This window comes from Methylomagnum sp., assembly GCF_054333355.1.
Genome location: NZ_JBTEKS010000489.1, coordinates 1 through 2859 on the forward strand (window position 1 = coordinate 1; position 2859 = coordinate 2859).

Below are 2859 nucleotides of genomic sequence, written 5' to 3' on the forward strand. Positions count from 1 at the left end.
ATCCACCCACATCGCCCACCTCCCGGACCTCTACGAAACCGCCGTGCGCCGCGCCGACCATCTGGCCGACACGCTACGGGCCGACACGGCGCGGGCCACGGAATACGCGACCCTCGTCAAGCGCACCGCGCAGATGCGGAGCCGCTTGACCGCCATCGCCGCCGAGCGGGACCGCCTGCGCCAAGCCGAGGCGGAAAACCGCGCCGCGTGGCAGGGCCGACTCGCCGCGCTGGGTTTGGCCCCGGTGGCCCCGGACGTCTTCAAGGACTGGCTGGCGGAGCGTAAGCGGGTGCTGCAACGGCTCGAGCAGCACGAGAAAGAAATCGCCGCGCACCACGCCGCCGAGGACGCGCTGCGCCACGCCCGCGCCACCCTTGCCGACGCGTTGCGGGACGCGGGGCAAGACCCGGAACCGCTGGCCGCGAAACCTTGGGCCGTCGTTTTGGAGCAGGCCGGGCGCATCGTGACCGAGGCGCAGCGGGCGCGGAACGAGCGCGACCAGGCCCGCCGCGACGCCGAGCGGCTGGCGAGGGATTGGCATCGGGATCGGTCCCGGCTGGACCGTGCGGCAAACAAAGAAGCCGACGCACGCGGCGAATGGGAAGCCACCCTGACCCGGCTGGGCTTGACCGGCACCGCCACCGTCGCAGAAACCGAGGTGCGCATCGAGGCGCTGGACCGGCTGCGGGACGCGCTGGCCGAGGCCCGCCGCCATGACGCCACCCTCGCGACGGAACGCGGCTTCCTCGACGGCCACGCGGCTCTCGCCACTCGTCTCGCGACCGATTTGGATCGACCCGCGCCCAGCCTGGAACGGATTCCGGCCTTCGCCGAAGGGCTGTACGGGGAACTCGATGAAGGCCGGGCCAAGGCTCAACGCCATGTCGAGCGGCTTAAAGCGCTGGACGAACAGCGGGAGCGGCTAGCCCGCGCCGAGGCGCGGCGGTTGTCGGCCAGCGCGACCTTGAACCGGCTGGCCCGTGCGGCGGGCTGCGCGGACGCGGGGGAATTGCCGGAAGCCGAGGCCCGCTCCGCCCGGCGGCGGCAATTGACGGACGCGGTGCTAGGCATTGAGGCGCAACTGGCCGCGCAATGCCGCTTGCCCTTGGCCGCGTTATTGGCCGAAGCCGAGGGGCAGACGGCGGACGTAGTGGCGCGGCGGCTGGCGGATATTCAGCCGGACATGGCCGCGCTGGACGCGGAATTGAAAGCGGCCCATGACGCCGAGAGTCACGCCCGCCGGGAGCTCCAGGCCATCGACGGCGGGGCCAAGGCGGCGGAACTCCGCGAGGAGGCGGAAAGCCTGTTGGCCCGCATCCGCCACGAGGCCGAGCGCTACGCCCGTCTGCGCCTCGCCCGCGCCTTGTTGGAGCGGGGCATTCAGAGCTTCCGCGACCAAGCCCATGGGCCGCTGCTGGAAAAGGCGGATCGTTATTTCGGGCTGCTGACCTCGGGCCGGTATTCGGGGCTGCGGGTGGATTTCGAGGACGACCGGCAAGTGCTGGCGGCGCTGCGCCCGGACGGCGTGGGCCTGCAAGTGCGCGACCTGAGCGAGGGCACGGCGGACCAGCTTTATCTGGCGCTGCGCCTCGCCGCCATCGAGTTGAACATCGACAACGGGCAGGCCGTGCCGGTGGTGCTGGATGATTTGCTGCTGACCTTCGACGACGAGCGCTCGGCCCAGGCGTTGCGGGCGCTGGCGAGCTTGGGGGAACGGACCCAGGTGTTGCTGTTCACCCATCATCGGCATGTGGTGGAGATTGCGCGGGGGGTGCTGGCGGGGGGGCGGTTGGGGGTGGTGGCGTTGGGGTGATTGCATCGCCTAAAACCCCAACCTATCGTTCCCGCATTCCGTATTAAACCGCATTCAGTAGTTCCATTCCCGGCCGTCAAAAGCCTCCCATAGGATGGGTGCAGCGCAGCGAAACCCATTATGCCGCCTAGCCCGGTGTAATGGGTTCCGCAAGCTTCACCCATCCTATGAGTTAGCACACTTCCCATGCAGCACACGCGAGGAACATTTCCGGCAACCCGCCCGCCGTTTTGATTTATTCGCCAGAATCTCGGGCTTCGTCATTCGTAGTTATTTCCCCATCTGTGGGTAAGTCGCCCGCGATTTCCGCCGGGTCGATTCGATAGTCCTGCCGCATCCGCTCGATTTCTTGGCGAATTTCCTCGACGGTTTCCTCCAGTTCTGGCCCCATGCGGAGGGCATCGTCGGCGCGTGCGGGGCCGGCTTCGCGGAGGATGGCGTAGTAGAGGGGTTTTAATTTTTCCTTGAGATTAAGGTGGGTGTATTTCTCGTCTTCAAAGAGTTTTAAGGCGAAAGCTATTTGATTCTTTGCCGTTAACATTTGAATACAACCTAGGAATATATACCAAGGTTTTTCTTCGGTGATTACGGGTTGCCATAGTGTATTGTTTATCTCCTCAAAAGCTGGCCCGAATTGATTATTCCACAGCAATATCATGCTTAACATAAGCCTTGATTGCGCATCTGGTGATTCAGAAGCCACAGACTTACTTAATTTAAGCGCCTCTCTGTTGTTTCTTTTTAATTTGGCAAGATAAAACCAAGCCAAGTTTGAGCGTCCCAGCAAATCGTTTAATTCTGCCGCTTTCTTCCAAAACAGTTCGGTTAGCCCTAACTTTTCTTGTAAAAGATATATGGATGCAAGATTAACCATCGCATTTGATGCGCCTTGTTCTGACGCTAGCAGGTAAGCCTTCAACGCTCCCATCTGTAATCCGCTGAGCCGCCCGGTCATGCTCGGCCTTTTGCGCGAGGTGGAGCGATGGCGTTATCGGCCTATTGGCAGGGGCATATCGAGGCCTGGCAGACGAGCGGCCTCACCCAGG

Annotated in this window: 2 protein-coding genes; one reads left to right on the forward strand and one right to left on the reverse strand. The window is 63.5% G+C overall.

From position 1 onward, the window contains the following. On the forward strand, positions 1–1813 hold a 1813-nt coding region (locus ACXWUF_RS21520; protein WP_458496577.1), incomplete at its 5' end, for an ATP-binding protein. Positions 1814–2048: 235 nt separating this feature from the next. On the opposite strand, the gene ACXWUF_RS21525 is transcribed toward ACXWUF_RS21520, so the two are convergent. Further along, positions 2049–2768, reverse strand: a complete 720-nt coding sequence (locus ACXWUF_RS21525; protein ID WP_458496578.1) for a hypothetical protein — start codon at positions 2766–2768, stop codon at positions 2049–2051. Positions 2769–2859: the final 91 nt, after the last annotated feature.

Coding starts and splice junctions, on each gene's coding strand:
- ACXWUF_RS21525 (WP_458496578.1), bottom strand. CDS start 2,768: ATGACCGGGCGGCTCAGCGGATTACAGATGGGAGCGTTGAAGGCTTAC.